The organism is bacterium, assembly GCA_035691305.1.
Taxonomy (GTDB): Bacteria; Sysuimicrobiota; Sysuimicrobiia; order Sysuimicrobiales; family Segetimicrobiaceae; genus DASSJF01.
The window spans coordinates 45401-61164 of record DASSJF010000041.1; the positions used below are offsets into that span (position 1 = coordinate 45401).

Sequence of the window (15764 nt, forward strand, 5' to 3'; positions counted from 1 at the left end):
GCGCGGCGGAGCGGGTCATCGCCGGGGGCTTCCTCGCCTATGCGCTCCGCCGGCTCTTTGCGGCGGTGCCGACCCTCTTCGGGGTCACGCTCATCATTTTCTTCATGGTGCGGGTGCTCCCCGGCGACCCCGCGCGCGTGCTGGCCGGCCTGGAGGCGGACCAACACGAGGTGGACCGGATCCGCGTACAGTTGGGCCTCGACAAGCCGGCCCCGGTCCAGTACGCGTTCTTTCTCGAACACGCCCTGCGGGGCGACCTCGGCCGCTCGACCGTGACGCAGGCGCCGGTGTTGGCGGAAATCGCCGGCCGCCTCGGCCCGACGACGCTGCTCGCGGCCACTGCGACGATCCTCGCCGGCGTGCTCGGCGTCGCGTCGGGCATTCTCGTCAGCACGCGGCAGTACACGGCGGCGGACTACGCGCTGACGGTGCTTGCCCTCGCCGGCGTGAGCATCCCCGTGTACTGGCTCGGGCTCATGCTGATGCTGGTGTTCGCGGTGGCCCTCCACCTGTTACCCGCCGGCGGCGACACCGCGCCGCAGAGCCTGATTCTGCCGTCGATCACGCTCGCGGCTTTCAGCCTCGCGATCATCGAGCGCATGACCCGCAGCAGCATGCTCGAGAGCCTGCGGCAGGACTACGTCCGCACGGCGCGCGCCAAGGGCCTCGCGGACCAGGTCGTCGTGTACCGCCACGCGCTGCGGAACGCCCTCATCCCGGTCGTGACGGTGCTCGGGCTGCAGTTCGGCGCGCTGATCGGCGGCGCCATCCTGACGGAGACCACCTTCGCGTGGCCCGGGATCGGGCGCCTCTTGGTCGACGCGATCGCCCGGCGTGATTACCCGATGATCCAGGGCGTGGTGCTGCTGTTCGCGGTGACTTTCGTGCTGGTCAATCTGGCCGTGGACCTCTTGTATGGCTACATCGATCCGCGTATCCGCTTCGGTTAGGCCGGCCGGCGAGCGGGCGTTCCGCCATCCGCTGGCGGTGCTCGGCCGGCTCGCGCGCAACCGGGCCGCCGTGGCCGGCTTCGCCGTGCTCGCCCTCATGGCGGCCGCCGCGCTGCTGGCCGGGGCGCTGCTGCCCTACGGGGCGGAGACCGCCGATTTCAACGCGGTGCTGCAGCCGCCCAGCCGGGCTCATCTCTTCGGCACGGATCAGCTCGGCCGCGACATCCTGGCGCGCATCGTCTACGGCGGCCGCATCTCGCTGCTAATCGGCGCCCTGGCCGTCGCGGTCGGCGCGGCGGTCGGCGTTCCGCTCGGCGTGGTGTCCGGTTTCTACCGCGGCCGCACGGACGCGTTGATCCAGCGCGGCGTCGACATCATGCTGTCGTTCCCCGGCTTCCTGCTCGCGCTGACGCTGATCAGTCTGCTCGGCGTCGGCCCGCGCAACGTCGTCCTCAGCGTCGGCATCGCGTCGGTGCCGGTGTACGTGCGGCTCGTCCGCAGCGTCACGCTGTCGGTGCGGGAACTGGCTTACGTCGAGTCGGCGCGGGCGATCGGGCTGCCGGATCTGCGGATCATGCTGCGCCACGTGCTGCCCAACACCGCCGCCCCGATCATCGTCCAGTCTTCACTGCAGCTGGGCGTCGCGCTGCTGACCGCGGCGGGGCTTGGGTTCCTCGGCATCGGCGTCACCCCGCCTACGCCCGAATGGGGCACGATGCTCGGCGAAGCGCAGACCTACGTCCTCACCGCCTGGTACATGGGGACGTTCCCGGGCCTCGCGATCTTCGCCGCGGTGATGGCGTTCAATCTGCTCGGCGACGGCCTGCGCGACGCCCTGGATCCGAGGATGAAAACCCTCTGAGGCGGGCTCTACTCCTCGAAGCCCCAGGAACTGACGCGGCGGGGCGTCACCTCGACGATGACCGAGTCGCGCTCGCCGATCGCGGATTCCTTGGGGTACTGAGGGTACTTGCGATAGAGCAGATCGCGGAGCTTTCGAAACCGCGGGCCGCTTTCGATGAGCGCGGCCGACCCCTCGATCGTCACCCCCCGCAGGAGGCTCCAGTCCTCGGAGTACACGTCCACGCTCATCGCGATGTTCGGGTTCGCCCGCAGGTGGCGAACCTTGAGGCTGTCCTTTCCCGCGGCGAAGTAGACGCGCCCGTCGTCGGCGGCGTGGCAGACCGGCACGACGTGTGGACGCCCGTCGCGCCCGGCCGTGGCAATCCGGGATACCCGTTCCATCGCGACGATCTTGGCGAGGTCTTTGCGCAGCCGCATGGGGGCTCACCTCCGCACGCCGCGCGCCTCGAGCCGGGCTGTGGTGGCGGCGCGGCCGGACGCCGGGTTACCTTTATTATGCCGCGGACTAGCCTCCGCAGGAGGGCAGGATGGCCGTGAAGATCGCCGACGTCAAGGTTTACGTGATGGGATCGGCGTGGCGCAACTTCGTCTTCGCCCTTGTCCGCACGGACGACGGGCTCGAGGGCGTCGGCGAGGCGCGGCCCGTGAACCGCGAGGAGGCCGTCGCGGCGTATCTCGAGGCGATCACGCACCGCTACGTGCTCGGCAGCGATCCGTTCAACGTCGAAGATCTGCTGCTGCGCGTCACCCGAGACGACTATGAAGTGCCCGGCGCGACGGAGATGACGGCGATCGCGATCGTCGAGATGGCGTGCTGGGACATCATCGGTAAATCACTCGGCCAGCCGGTCTACCGGCTGCTCGGCGGGCGGTGCCGGGAGCGGATCAAGGCCTACGCGAACGGCTGGTACCAGGTGGTCCGCGCGCCGGAGGAATTCGCGCAGGCCGCGCGCCGCGTGGTGGCGCGCGGGTACCGCGCGCTGAAGTTCGATCCGTTCGGCGCCGGCGCGGGCGAACTGAGCCGCGCGGAGCACCGCCGGTCGGTCGAACTCGTCTACGCGGTGCGGGACGCGATCGGCCCCGAGGTCGAGTTGTTCGTCGAGATGCACGGCCGGTTTACCGCCTCGCAGGCGATCGCGCTCGCGCGCGATTTGGAGGGCGCGGCTCCGGGCTGGCTCGAGGAGCCGGTGCCCCCCGACCAGCCCGCGGCGCTGGCGCGGGTGGCGGCGCACACGCCGCTGCCGATCGCCACCGGCGAACGGCTGCACACCCGCGCGGCGTTCCGCGACCTGTTCATGCTGGGCGCGGTGGACGTGGCGCAGCCCGATCTTTCGCACTGCGGCGGAATTTTGGAGGCGAAGAAAATCGCGGCGATGGCCGAGGCCCACGGCGTGGCGCTGGCGCCGCACAACGTCGGCGCATCGGTCAGCACCGCCGCGGCGCTCCACCTGGCCGCGTGCGTACCCAACCTCAAGATTCAGGAATACTTCAACGACTTCGACGACCCGTTCGTGGCGGAGACAGCGACGGGGTTGCCGCCCGTCACGGACGGTTGCTTCGCGCTCCCGGAGCGCCCCGGGCTCGGCGTGACGTTCAACGAGGACGTGGTGCTTGCGCACCCGTACCGCCGCCAGCACTTCAATCTGTTCGCGGAGGACTGGCAGCGCCGCCAGGCCAAGCCCGTGCCCTGACGCCCGCCAGAGCAGGGGGCGCGGCACACCCATCACGAACCGCCTAGTGGTTCGACGTCAGCGCGTCCGGCCGGCCGGGGTGAAACTGAGGCCGGCCAACCCCGTGGGGCGACCCCTGTTTCTCGAACGGAGGCCCGATGTGGCGACGCCCGTGAAGATCGGCCTGATCGGCTGCGGCAGCATTGCCCGCGGCGCGCATCTGCCCGCGATGGACGCGCTGCGGGACCGCGTCGCACTTGTCGCCGCGGCCGACTTGAATCGCGAGGCGGCCCAGGCGGCCGCATCATCGTGGGGCGCGGATGCCTACGCCGACGGCCGCCGGGTGGTCGACCGCGAAGACGTCGAGGCCGTCGTGATCACGACACCCGAGGCCGCGCACCGGGAGTGGACGGTCGCCGCCGCGGCGGCCGGCAAGCACGTCCTCTGCGAGAAGCCGATGGCCCCGTCGCTGGACGACGCCGACGCGATGGTCGACGCGTGCCGCCGTGCCGGCGTCCACCTGATGATCGGCCACAGCCGCCGTTTCACCCGCCGTTACATGGAGATCCGCCGCGCGATCGACCGCGGCGAAATCGGCTCCGTCCGGCTCGTCCGCGAGAACGAGCGGCGCCCCGGTGCGCGCGCCGGCCGGCCCGGTTATTACACGAAGTCGCACTGGACCGGGGATCCGTCGGTGTCGGTGGGCGCGGCGCTCACGAACGGCATCCACGAGGCCGACCTGCTGCGCTGGTTCGCGGGATCGGAGCCCTCGTCGGTCTTTGCCGAGCACAAGGTCACGATCGAAGACAACCCGGGCGTGCCGGATTTCATCACCTGGACGGTACGGTTCGCCAACGGGGCGCTCGGTTCGAGCGAGGTCAGCAACTGCCTGCCGCCGGGCTATCCCGCGTTCCACCAGTGCGAGGTCTACGGGCTGCGCGGGGCGATCCGCGCCCGGGACCACGAGCTCGTGAGCCTCACGCGCTTCCGCGATGGGGCCGCGGATTATCCCGAGAGCACGCACATTTTGCTGCACAATCAGACGGCCTACACCCGCGAGCACGCGGCGTTCGTCGACGCCATCCGGTCGGGACGGCCGCTGCCGCTGGCGCCGGAGGACGCGCGCGCGGCTTTGCGGGTGGCCCTCGCCGCGGTGGAGTCCGCCCGCACCGGCGCCGTGGTGTCGCTCCTGGATGCCGGCGCCGCGGAGGCGCGCGCGTGACCGGCGCGCCCGTCTCGATCGGCATCGTGGGCGGCGGCCGGCACGCGGTCGCGCTCGGCGACCACCACGCGCCGCTGCCCGGCGTGCGCATCGCCCGGTGGGCGGCCAGCCCGGGCGCCGCGGACCTGTCGATGATCCGGGAACTCGCCGTCCGCCTCGAGGCCCCGTTCGCCCGGGACTGGGAGGCGCTGGCTCGGGATCCCGACCTGCGCGCGGTGCTGATCCTGGGCGAATCGGGCGGCGCCGCGATGGCGGCCGAGGCGGCGCTCGGCGCCGGCAAGATTGTGTTTTGCGCCGCGCCGGCGGCGATCCGGGCCGAAGAGGCGAACCGTCTCGCGGGCGCCGCCGCCGGCGGGCGCGGCGTGCTCCTCGCCGGGGGCACGGTGCGCCACTCGCCGGCCGGCCGGGAGGCGCTGCGCCTGATCGCGGGCGGCGACCTCGGACCGCTGCACTCGCTCTTCGCCTCCGTACGGCTGCCGGCGGGCGGCAACGGCGACCGGCCCGGCCCGGCGCATCGGCCGGTGCTCGAGGACGCCGCGTGGGATCTCCTCGACTTTATCGTGGCCGCCACCGCGGCCGTGCCGTCGCGCGTGCACGCACACGTCGACACGCTGTTCGGGACCGGGGCCGCCGATACCGCGGTCGGCGTCATCCGGTTCGACAACGACCTCATCGCGACGGTCGAGCTGGCGCGCTGCCTGCCTCCGTCGGTTCCGGCGTCGGCCGACGGCGAGGTCGAGATCGAGGTGATCGGCGGGCGGCAGGCGATCCGGCTGCAGCCGAGCGCGACCGCGGTGAGCGTGTACGGTCGCGGCGCGACGCTGCGGCCCTGGCTGGACGCGCCGGTGATCTCGATGGTAGAGACCCTCGCTGCGGCGGCCGGCACCGATGCGGGCGCCGATCGCGTTCGCGCGGACGGCGTCGCGACCGTCCGCCGCACGGTGGAGCTCATGGAAGCCATTCGCGCCGCGGCCTCGCGGTCCGCGCGCGGCGGCTGACGGCGATCGGCGGCGAACCCGGCCGCCGGCCCGCGCCGTAGGAAGCTCCTGGGGGGTGAGCGGCGATGCGCATCGCATACATCGGCCCGCAGGGCCGGAATTCGGTCTTGCAGGGGTGGGCCAGTCCGGGCGTCGTGGTCGAGACCCGCAGCGCGAACTTCAACGGCGTGATTGAGTCACAGTACGACGAGTATCTGTATGTGCCGCGACTGCTCGAGGCCGTGGAGCAGATCGAGGGGGACGGGTTCGACGCGGCGCTCGTCGGCTGTTTCGGCGACCCGGGGCTCGACGGGGTAAGGGAACTCGCGCGGATGCCGGTGGTGGGTCCGGCCGAGGCATCGCTGCACGTCGCCGCGATGCTGGCCGACCGATTCGGGATCATCACCGCGACGCCCGAGATCCGGTCGCCGCTTTACCGGCTGGCGGAGCGGTATCACGTGGACCGGCAGCTCACCGGTGTGACGGACATCGGGTGCCCTATCCTGGACATCCGGCGGGATCCGGACGCCCACTACCCGGTGCTCGTCGAGGTGGCGCGGCGCATGCTGCGGGAGCAGGGCGCGCAGGCGCTCGTCCTCGGCTGCGGCAGCATGGCCTTCTACGCCGACCGGCTCGCCGGAGACACCGGCGTGCCCTGCGTCAACCCGCTGCGCGTCGGGTTGAAGATGTGCGAGCTCCTTGCCGGCGCCGGCCTCACGCACTCGAAACTGACCTATCCGTATCCGTCGAGCCGGCGAACGCCGGCGGAGCCGCACGCCGTCGCGAGGTGAGCGCCGTGCGGACGCGCTCGTGGGCGTGAAGGAGTACGCGCGCGACGGGTCGGAATTGTCGAACGCGATCCGCCAGACGGGATCGGCCCGGGGGAGGGAAACCGGGCGGCAGCTATCCTAGGGTAGGGAGGACGCCATGCGAGCACGGGTAGTGAAAGTAGCTCTTGCGGCCGCTGCGATCGCGGCGATGTTCGTCGGAGCGGCGCCCGGCACGAACGCACAGGCCAGCCGTCAGGTGCGCGAGCTGGTCCTGGTCACGTGGCCGCAGGCCGCCGATCCGCAGCAGTACGAAGCGGCGCGCATCGCGGCCGAGGGGATGCGCAAGCTCGGGCTCAAAGTCACGGTGCGCCCGATGCCATGGGAGCAACTGGCCGACTACGTCTGGTACAACCGCGAGAAGTGGGACATGACGACGTGGCAGATGGTCGGTCGCCCCGAACGGTCCGATCCGGACGAGATCCTCGTCAACCTGTTCTCGTCCGGCACCGCGAAGGACGGCTACAACTTCGTCGGGTTCCTCGATCCGTCCTACGACAAGATCGCGGAGGAGCAGCGCTCGGCGACCGACCCGGCCGCCCGGCGGCGGCTGGTCTACGAAGCCCAGCAGATGCTGGCGCAGCAGCAGCCGTACACCCTGCTTGTGAACCCGAAGTCCATCTATGCCTACAACAGCCAGGTGTGGGACTCGAAGACGATCGTGGAGCAGAAGGGCATCGGCATCAAGAACTTCTGGACGTTCATTCAGGCGACGCCGAAGGGCGCGCAAAAAGACATGATCCTGAACGCCCAGGACCCGGTGCAGGCGATCAACCCGCTGTACATCAGCGGCAAGGTCGATTCGTGGATCACCGAGCTGATCTGGGACCGGCTCGTCCGAATCGGGCCCGACGGCCTCCCGCAGCCCTGGGCGGCCAGCGCGTACAAGTGGGTCAGCCCGACCGTCCTCGACGTGACGCTCCGGCCGGGCATGAAGTGGCACGACGGCCAGCCGGTGACGGCGGACGACGTCATCTTTTCGTTCACGGCGCCCCAGGGCGACAAGGTGCCGATGTACCGGCCGTTCGTCGCCAACATCGAGAGCATCAAGACGCTCAGCGCGACGGCGCTGCGGTTCACGCTGAAGAAGCCGCAGGCCGCGTTCCTCACCTCGACGCTCGGCAAGGTGAACCTGGTGCCGAAGCATGTGTGGGCGCCGATGCTGCAGTCGCTCCAGGGCAAGAAAGAGAACGCCGAAACGCTCCAGGAGAAGGCGCCGATCGGCTCGGGTCCGTTCAAATTCGTGAGCTGGACGCGCGGGCAGGAGGTCGTGCTAGAGGCGAACCCGCAGCACTGGGCCGCCCCGAAGATGCACCGCTGGATCCTCCGCACCGTGGCGAACGTTGAAGCGTCGCTCGGCGGGCTGCGCAACGGCGAGATCAACTTCCTCTCCGACTACCTCGGCGATCCGGAGGTTCTGGCGCGCCTGAGCCGTCAGGATCCGCGCATCACGGTTGTCGCGTCGACCGACATCGGCTTCCAGTTCATCGGATACAACGAGCGCCGGCCGCCGTTCAACGACCCGGCGTTCCGCAAGGCGCTCGGCATGGCGATCGACCGGACCATGATTCGGCTGGTGGCCTACAAGGGCTACGGCGTGGTCGCCGACTCGCCGGTCAGCAAGGCGCTCGAGTACTGGCATGCTCCGAACCTGCCGGACTTGACATACAACGTGAAAGCGGCCCGCGATCTCCTCAAGGGGGCCGGCTACGACTGGGACAGTCAGGGGCGGCTGTTGTATCCATCGAACGCGACGGAGACGCTCCAGGTCGCGCGGTAGGGCGCGCGGCACAGCGCCGGGGTCCGGCGGGTCTCGCGCCGCCGGCCCCCCGTGTGCCGCCTAGACTCGCCGGGGGGCGGCACCGATGAGACGTACGTCGTCGCGCTGGATTCTGCAGCGCCTCGCGCAGATGGCGCTCGTGCTGTGGGTCATCGCGACGATCCTGTTCTTCATCTTCCGGCTGATGCCGGGCAACCCGCTCGTCGCGTACCTCGATCCGAATTTCACGGCCGAGCAACAGCGGGCACTCATCCACGAGTTCGGCCTCGATCTGCCGCTGTGGCAGCAGTATCTCGTATACTTGAAGGCGTCCGCGACCGGGCACATGGGGCAGTCGTTCTTCTATCACGCTCCGGTGGGGCAGCTGGTCTGGGAGACGCTGCCGAACACGCTCATCCTCACCCTGGGCGCGGTGATTTTGGCGTATCTTTTCGGCGCCGCCGCCGGCGCGTTCTTGGCGTGGAAGCGCGGGACGGCCGTGGAGGGCGCCGGGATCCCGCTCGTGCTGGCGGCGCGCGCGGCGCCGGAGTTCTGGGTCGGCATGATCCTGCTGGCCGCCTTCTCCTTCTCCAATCACTGGTTCCCGTCGTCGGGCACGGCGAGCCCCGGCGTCCAGTACACGTCCGTCTGGCAGCAACTGACGAGCGTCGACTTCCTGCACCACCTCGTCCTGCCGCTCGTCACGTTCGTGTTGTACCTGCAGGGACTGCCGCTCCTGCTCATGCGCAGCAGCATGCTCGACGTGATGGAGGAGGAGTTCGTCGTGATGGCGCGGATGAAGGGCCTGCCCGAACGGCGGATCCTCCTGCGCCACGCCGCCCGCAACGCGCTGCTGCCGGTGGCGACCGCGTTTGCGCTCGTCGTCGGCTACAGCCTCGGGGGCGACGTCGTCATCGAAAACGTCTTCAGCTGGCCCGGGCTGGGCCGGCTACTCGTGAAGGCCGTCGCGTCCAAGGACTACCCGCTCGCCCAGGGCGCGTTCTTGCTGATCGCGGCGCTCGCGATCTCGATGAACCTGCTGGCCGATCTCGTTTACGGCTGGCTCGATCCCCGCGTCTCGTATGCGAAACGTTAGCGTCGAGGCGCTGCCGCGTCCGCGGGCGGCCGGGGCGCCGGCCTGGCGCCGCGCGCTGCGCGCGGCCGGCGGGGTGCTCTCGCACGACCGCTTCGCCGCCGCGGGCATCGGCATCTACCTGCTGTTCATCGCGGTGGCGCTGCTGGCGCCGTGGATCGCCCCGTACGATCCGCAGCAGACCATCGTGCGGGGCGACACGCTCATGGCCGGACGGCCGCCGGGCCGCGACTTTCTGCTGGGCACGACAAACGTCGGTCGCGACATCTTCTCGCAGCTGATCTACGGCGCGCGTCCGGCGCTGACGGTCGGGTTCGCCGCCGCCGTTGCCGTGACGCTGCTGGGGACGGCGGTCGGCATCGTCGCGGGCTACTCGGGCGGCTGGATCGATGGGGTGCTGATGCGCCTCGCCGACGTCGCCTTCGGCATTCCGTTCCTGCCGCTCGTGATCGTGCTCGTGGCCTTTCTGGGGCCGAGCCTCTGGAACATCGTCTTCACCATGGCGCTGCTGCTGTGGAAGGACACCGCGCGCGTCGTCCGCGCGCAGGTGCTCTCGCTGCGGGAGCGGGGCTTCGTCGATGCGGCGCGGGTGCTCGGGGCGTCCCCGGTCCGGATCATGCTGGAGCACATCGCGCCCAACGTTCTCCCGATCGCGCTGCTCTACGGCTCGCTGGCGGTGGGCTGGGGAATCCTGACCGAGGCCGCCGTGAGTTTCCTCGGGTTCGGGGACTCCACCCAGATCTCGTGGGGCTTCATGCTGCAGGACGCCTACGTATCCCAGGCGCTCAGCAGCGGCGCGTTCAACTGGTTCGTGCCGCCGGGCGTCTGTATCATGCTCGTGGTGATGGCAGGCTACTTCATCAGCCGCGGCTACGAAGAACTGCTGTTCCCGCGCCTGCGGAGGCAGTAGGCCGGTGGCGCTGCTCGCGATCCAGGACCTGACGGTCGAGTACCGGCTGCGGCGCGGGATGCGCCGCGCGGTGGACGGTGTCACGCTGGAGGTGCGCTCCGGAGAGATCCTCGGCCTCGTGGGGGAGAGCGGCTGCGGCAAGACGACGCTCGGCCGCGCGATCATCCGCGTGCTGCCGCGCAACGCCCGGATCGCGGGCGGCCGCCTGCTCTTCGAGAACGTGGACCTCGCCGCGCTCGGAGAGACGGAGATGCGCGAGTACCGGTGGCGCAAGATCGCGATGGTGCCGCAGGCGTCCATGGACTCGCTGGATCCCGTGTACCGGCTGGGCGACCAGTTCGTCGAGGTGCTGACGGTCACCGGCGGCGTCCCGCGCGCCGCGGCGCGGGAGCGCGCCGCGGCGTTGTGCGACCACGTCGGGCTGGACCGGCGGCGGCTCGCGAGCTTCCCGCACGAACTCTCCGGCGGGATGCGGCAGCGGGCCGCCATCGCGATGGCCCTCGCCCTGCACCCGCGGCTCGTGCTCGCCGACGAACCGGTGACGGCGCTCGACGTGGTGGTGCAGCACCATGTATTGAGGCGACTGCGCGGGTTGACCGGCGAACTCGGGTTGAGTGTCGTGCTGATCACCCACGACATCTCGGTGATCGCCCAGACCTGCGACCGCATGGCCGTCATGTACGCGGGCACGATCGTCGAACTCGGCGCGACGGCCGACGTATTCGCGGGTCCGATACATCCCTACACGATGGGCCTGCAGAACTCGTTCCCGAACCTCGTGCGGCCGCAGGATACGCTCATCCCGATCGAGGGCAGTCCTCCGGATTTGATCGATCCGCCGCCGGGCTGTCGGTTTGCGCCGCGCTGCCCCTTCGCCGTCGACCGCTGCCGCGTGGAGAATCCCGCGCTTCGCGAACTCGCCCCGGGCCGGTGGGCCGCCTGCCACCGCGCGGACGAGGCGGCGGGTCTGCGCGTGCAGTCCAAAGACGCGCGGCGGTGGCGCGCCGCCGTCTCATGACGGCGCCGCTGATCGACGTCGACGGACTGCGGAAGTACTTTCCGCTGCGCCGTGCCTTCTGGAGCCGCACCGGCGGCCACTACGTTCGCGGCGTCGACGGCGTCTCGTTCGCGGTGCCGCGGGGTTCGTCGCTCGGCATCGCGGGCGAAAGCGGCTGCGGCAAAACCACCCTGGCCCGCCTGCTCGTGCGGCTGCTCGCCGCAACCTCGGGCAGCGTCCGGTTCGACGGCGCCGAGATCGGGCTGCTCGCCGGGCCCCGGCTGCTCGCGTTTCGGCGGCAGGCCCAGATGATGTTTCAGAATCCGTACGAGGCGATCAATCCCCGCTTCACGATCGGTCGGGCGCTCCTCGAACCGCTCATCATCCACCGCATCGGAACGCCGGACGACCGGATGGACCGGGTGACGGCCGCCCTGGCGCAGGTGCAGCTCTCGCCCCCCGGGACATTTGTGGATGCGTTTCCGCACCAGCTGTCGGGCGGGCAGCTGCAGCGCGTCGGTCTGGCGCGCGCCCTGTTGGTCGATCCGATCTTCCTCATCGCCGACGAGCCGGTGTCGATGCTGGACGTCTCCATCCGGGCCGGCATCCTCAACCTCATGAAGGAGATCGCGCGCACCCGCCAGCTCACGACCGTGTATATCTCGCACGACCTCGCGCTCGTCCGCTATGTCTGCGACACCACGATGATCATGTACCTCGGGGCCGTGGCGGAGATGGGGCCGACGCAGGAAGTCCTGACGAGAGCCAAGCACCCGTACACCCGCCTGTTGCTCGCCGCGGCGCCCGTCCCGGACCCGACCTTTCGCGTCCCGGAGATCGCTTCGACGGAGCTCGTGCCGACCGCGATCGGGCCCGCGCGGGGGTGTCCGTTCGTGGACCGCTGCCCCGAGGCGATGCCGGTCTGCCGGACGACCGTGCCGCCGTCGACGCTCGTCGGTCCGGGGCACCACGCGGCGTGCCACTTGTACGTTTGACCGCCGCCACATCCCGCCGGAGGGTGACGATGAAGCGAAAGAACTATCGAGGATACCGGTCGTTCCAGTATCTCGAGCCGGGCGTCGACTACAAGCCGTTCAAGCTCGCCGCACAGCTCGGCCGCGTCGCCTCGACGCCGTATCCTGTGTCCGCGGAGCAGGAGGCGCGCGTCCAGCGGCTGTTCGAGGAACAGGTGGTCATCTCGCTGCACGAGCACTGCTTCGTCGCGCCGGAGAACCTCGAGGAGATCTGGGAGTTCCGGCGGTGGGGGCGCGATTGGACCGCCTACGAAGGGCTGGCCGCCTCGGGTCTCGACGCCGTCTTCGACAACCTGATGGACGGCACGGCGCTCATCCATTCGCGCGCCGGGTGGAAGTGGGACGACGTGCTGACCGATCTCGGCCTGCGGCTTTCCGACATCGCTCACCAGGACATGGTGATCCAGTGCCGCACCGTCGCCGACATCCACCGGGCCAAGGCGAACGGCCAGATCGCGTTCATCCCCGCGCTCGAATGCATCACGATGATCGAAAACGAGCTGGACCGGCTGGACGTCCTCTACGGCTTCGGCGTCCGGAACATGGGGATCGCCTACAGCGAGGGCAATGCCGCCGGCGCCGGTCTGCGCGAGGCGCGGGACGGCGGGCTCACCCAGTTCGGCCGGCAGGCCGTGCGGCGGATGAACCGGCTCGGCGTCGCGATCGACGTCTCACACAGCGGCGACCAGACGAGCCTCGATACGGTCGAGGTGAGCGAGGATCCCGTTTTCATCACGCACGCCGGCGCCCGCGCGCTGTGGAACACGAGGCGGCTGAAGCCGGACGACCTGCTCCGGGCCTGCGCGGCCAAGGGCGGGGTGATCGGCATCGAGGCGGCGCCGCACACGACGCTCACCAAGAAGCATCCGCGCCACACGATCGAGTCCGTCATGGAGCACTTCGAGTACGTGGCGGAGCTCGTAGGGATCGACTCCGTCGCCTTCGGACCCGACACGCTCTTCGGCGACCACGTCGGCCTGCACCACGTGTTCGCGAACCAACTGTCGATCTCGAGCGCGCACGGAACGAAGGACTTCGAGGAGGTCGAGTACGTGGACGGGCTCGAGAATCCCGCGGAGGGATTCTGGAACATCACCCGCTGGCTGGTCGCGCACGGCTACTCGGACGCGGAGATCGCCAAGGCGATCGGCGGCAACGTCCTGCGAGTGCTCGAGCGGGTCTGGGCGCCGAGGAGCGGAGCGGCATGATTACGGCGATCACGGCGCAACGGGTGCTGGACTGTACGGGCAAGGCCCCGATCGAGCGCGGCGTGGTGCTCGTCGAAGGCGAGCGGATCAAGGCGGTGGGCCGGCGCGCCGACGTGGCCGTCCCGGCCCGCGCCGAGGTGATCGACTGCGGCGCGCAGACGGTGCTGCCCGGGCTCGTCGACGCGCACTCCCATGCGTCGATCGTCCCGGGCCTCGGCGACCAGATCGGGCAGTTGCGGCAGCCGCCGGCGCCGCAGCTGCTGCGCGCGGTGCGCAACCTGCGGACCGACTTGTTGTCCGGCGTGACGACGCTGCGGGTCGTCGGTGAGGAGCACTTCCTCGACGTCGAGCTGCGCGACGCGATCGCGGCCGGCCGGCTGCCGGGCCCGCGCCTGCTGGTCGCGACCCGGCCGATCACCGCGCGCAACGGGCACGGCGCGGCGCTCACGTTTTCCGACGGCGAGCAGGAGATTCGCAAGCACATCCGCGAGAACGTCGCGGCCGGCGCGGACCTCATCAAGCTGTTCATGACCGGCGGCGTGTCGAGCAAGGGCACCGCGGCGCGGTGGTACGCGTATTCGCGGCATGAAGTCGAGGTGGCCGTCGAGGAGGCGCATCGCAACAGCAGGCCGGTCGCGGTGCACGCACACGGCGGCCCGGGGGTCCGCATCTGCATCGAGGCGGGCGTCGACACGATCGAGCACGGCAAGCTGACCGAGATGGACGACCTGATCGCGATGCGCCACCGGGGCACGTGGCTCGTCACCAACAACGCCGTCTCAGGGCACCCCGACGGCATCGAGAAGGGCGACGCGCACGTCCCGTCGATCATGGCGAAGCTGCTCGAGTCGCGCGAGAAGTCTCGCGAGAACTTTTCGGCGGTGCTCGAGAGCGGCGTGCGGTGGGCGCTCGGCACCGACTCCATGCACGGCCTGATGTGGTGGGAGATCGCCAAAGTGGTAGAGTGGGGCGCCGACCCGTACGACGCGCTGCGGGCCGGCACCCAGCGCGCCGCCCAGGCGATCGGCCTCGGCGACGACTGCGGTACCCTCGAGCCCGGCAAACGCGCCGACGTCATCTCCGTCGACGGAGACCCGTTGACGGACGTGGCCAGTCTCGCCCGCGTCGGCATCGTGATGCAGGGCGGCCGCCGGCGCGACACGCTCTCGGTGGAGTAGGGCCGGCGCCGTGCGCACGATGAACGCGGCCGTCGTGCACGGGCGCGGCGGGCCGGAGGTCGTCTCCGTCGACCGCGTGCCCGTGCCCGACCTCGGTCCCGGCGAGGCCCTCGTGCGGGTCCGCGCCTGCGCGATGAACCGCATGGACGTGTGGGCGCGAACCGGTCCACCGCAGCCGGTGTTTCCGTGGAAGGGACGGGCCTATCCCGTCATCACCGGCGCGGATATCGCCGGCGAAGTCGAGGCCGCCGCCTCGGGCGTCACCGGCGTCCGGCCCGGCGACCGGGTGGTGGTGTTCGGGGCGCTCTCGTGCGGGCGCTGTGAGTACTGCGCGCGCGGCGAGCAGACGATGTGTCCGGAGTACCGGATCTTCGGTGAGCACACGCAGGGCGGCTTCGCGGAGTACGTGGCGGTGCCGGCGGACAACCTCGAGCCGATCCCGGCGGGCACGGACTTCGCGGCGGCCGCGGCCGGCTCGACCTCCTACTGCACGGCGTGGCGCTGCGTTGTCACGCGCGGCGAAGTGCGGCCGGGAGACGACGTGCTCGTGCTCGCCGCGGGCGGCGGCGTCGGGGTCGCGGCGATCGACATCGCGCGGCAGGCCGGGGCCCGGGTGTTCGCCGGCGCCAGCACCGTGGAGAAGCGCGAGAAGGCGATCGCGCACGGCGCGGCGGCGGCCGTCGACCACGGCACCGCGTTCTCGGCGTGGGTGCTCGAGCAGACCGGCGGCCGGGGGGTCGACATCGTGGTCGATTCGCTCGGCGCGACGTGGCCGGAGAGCATCCGCAGCCTCGCGCGGGGCGGGCGCCTCGTCGTCTGCGGCGCGACACTCGACAACAAGCCCGCGTTCGACATTCGCGAGCTCTACCAGCGCCACCGCTCGATCCGCGGCGCGCCGATGGGCAGCCGCGCGGAGTTCCGGCAGGTGCTGAAACTGCTCGGGCAGGGCCGGCTGCGTCCGACCATCGACTCCGTCTTTCCGCTCGACCGCATCCAGGAGGCCCACCGCCGGGCGGAGAGCCGCGTGCCGTTCGGCAAAATCGTCGTCACGATGTAGCAGACAGAGGGGGTCGAA

The 15764-nt window shown here is 70.5% G+C and carries 15 protein-coding genes; 14 read left to right on the plus strand and 1 reads right to left on the minus strand.

The annotated features are described in order from the left end of the window. Positions 1 to 17 precede the first annotated feature (17 nt). Positions 18 to 950, plus strand: coding sequence for an ABC transporter permease (locus tag VFL28_07650; GenBank protein HET7264526.1), 933 nt, complete (start codon positions 18 to 20; stop codon positions 948 to 950). Then, a complete protein-coding gene (locus tag VFL28_07655) occupies positions 916 to 1812 on the plus strand; it encodes an ABC transporter permease (protein HET7264527.1) in 897 nt (298 codons plus the stop codon). Before VFL28_07650 ends, VFL28_07655 begins: the two co-directional genes overlap by 35 nt. 8 nt (positions 1813 to 1820) lie before the next feature. Here VFL28_07655 and VFL28_07660 read toward each other — a convergent pair whose 3' ends face one another. Further along, positions 1821 to 2231 carry a pyridoxamine 5'-phosphate oxidase family protein gene (locus VFL28_07660; protein ID HET7264528.1) on the minus strand — a complete coding sequence of 137 codons (411 nt, stop codon included), beginning with the start codon at positions 2229 to 2231 and terminating at the stop codon, positions 1821 to 1823. Positions 2232 to 2347: 116 nt separating this feature from the next. On the opposite strand from VFL28_07660, the gene VFL28_07665 reads away from it, so the two are divergent. From VFL28_07665 to VFL28_07720, 12 genes are all read left to right on the plus strand, one after another. Further along, positions 2348 to 3505 (plus strand): mandelate racemase/muconate lactonizing enzyme family protein, encoded by a 1158-nt coding sequence (locus VFL28_07665; GenBank protein HET7264529.1) that lies wholly within the window; start codon positions 2348 to 2350, stop codon positions 3503 to 3505. Positions 3506 to 3644: 139 nt separating this feature from the next. After that, positions 3645 to 4706 carry a Gfo/Idh/MocA family oxidoreductase gene (locus VFL28_07670; protein HET7264530.1) on the plus strand — a complete coding sequence of 354 codons (1062 nt, stop codon included), beginning with the start codon at positions 3645 to 3647 and terminating at the stop codon, positions 4704 to 4706. Next, positions 4703 to 5704 carry a Gfo/Idh/MocA family oxidoreductase gene (locus tag VFL28_07675; protein ID HET7264531.1) on the plus strand — a complete coding sequence of 334 codons (1002 nt, stop codon included), beginning with the start codon at positions 4703 to 4705 and terminating at the stop codon, positions 5702 to 5704. The genes VFL28_07670 and VFL28_07675 overlap by 4 nt, the downstream gene beginning before the upstream one ends. A gap of 65 nt (positions 5705 to 5769) precedes the next feature. After that, entirely contained in the window at positions 5770 to 6474 is a 705-nt protein-coding gene (locus VFL28_07680; protein HET7264532.1) for an aspartate/glutamate racemase family protein, read from the plus strand. Positions 6475 to 6610: 136 nt separating this feature from the next. Beyond that, on the plus strand, positions 6611 to 8290 hold the full coding sequence (locus VFL28_07685; protein HET7264533.1) for an ABC transporter substrate-binding protein: 1680 nt from the start codon (positions 6611 to 6613) through the stop codon (positions 8288 to 8290). 85 nt (positions 8291 to 8375) lie between these two features. Then, on the plus strand, positions 8376 to 9365 hold the full coding sequence (locus tag VFL28_07690) for an ABC transporter permease (protein ID HET7264534.1): 990 nt from the start codon (positions 8376 to 8378) through the stop codon (positions 9363 to 9365). Next, entirely contained in the window at positions 9352 to 10272 is a 921-nt protein-coding gene (locus VFL28_07695; protein ID HET7264535.1) for an ABC transporter permease, read from the plus strand. The genes VFL28_07690 and VFL28_07695 overlap by 14 nt, the downstream gene beginning before the upstream one ends. Before the next feature lie 4 nt (positions 10273 to 10276). Then, on the plus strand, positions 10277 to 11290 hold the full coding sequence (locus tag VFL28_07700) for an ABC transporter ATP-binding protein (GenBank protein ID HET7264536.1): 1014 nt from the start codon (positions 10277 to 10279) through the stop codon (positions 11288 to 11290). Continuing rightward, entirely contained in the window at positions 11269 to 12264 is a 996-nt protein-coding gene (locus VFL28_07705; GenBank protein HET7264537.1) for an ABC transporter ATP-binding protein, read from the plus strand. Before VFL28_07700 ends, VFL28_07705 begins: the two co-directional genes overlap by 22 nt. A 29-nt stretch (positions 12265 to 12293) precedes the next feature. After that, positions 12294 to 13511: a membrane dipeptidase gene (locus VFL28_07710; protein HET7264538.1), complete on the plus strand. Its 1218-nt coding sequence runs from the start codon at positions 12294 to 12296 to the stop codon at positions 13509 to 13511. Continuing rightward, positions 13508 to 14689 (plus strand): amidohydrolase family protein, encoded by a 1182-nt coding sequence (locus VFL28_07715; protein ID HET7264539.1) that lies wholly within the window; start codon positions 13508 to 13510, stop codon positions 14687 to 14689. The genes VFL28_07710 and VFL28_07715 overlap by 4 nt, the downstream gene beginning before the upstream one ends. Before the next feature lie 19 nt (positions 14690 to 14708). Beyond that, positions 14709 to 15746: a zinc-binding dehydrogenase gene (locus tag VFL28_07720; GenBank protein HET7264540.1), complete on the plus strand. Its 1038-nt coding sequence runs from the start codon at positions 14709 to 14711 to the stop codon at positions 15744 to 15746. The last annotated feature ends 18 nt before the right edge of the window (positions 15747 to 15764 follow it).